The 249-nt window shown below is 48.6% G+C and carries 1 protein-coding gene; it reads left to right on the forward strand.

Annotated features, from left to right (window positions below; genetic code table 11):
* The coding region (locus RG959_RS24665; RefSeq protein ID WP_342799354.1) for an EamA family transporter at positions 1–249 on the forward strand (249 nt) is incomplete at both ends.

A 249-nucleotide genomic window follows, 5' to 3' on the forward strand; every position in this document is an offset into this window, starting at 1 on the left:
TGCTTTAGGTGCTGGTGCTTGCTGGGCGGGCTATATCTTATTTGGCAAAAAAACGGGTAATCAAGGCTCTGGTGGCATGACAGTCGCACTCGGCATGAGTGTGGCCGCTATTGTCTTAGTACCTTATGGCGCAATCAACCAAGGTATGGCTTTACTAAGCTGGGAAGTACTGCCTTTAGGGATATTAGTTGCAGTGATGTCAAGCGCACTGCCCTATACTCTTGAAATGGTGGCACTGCGTAATATGCC

Source organism: Domibacillus sp. 8LH (genome assembly GCF_038806185.1).
Lineage (GTDB): Bacteria > Bacillota > Bacilli > Bacillales > Domibacillaceae > Domibacillus > Domibacillus indicus_A.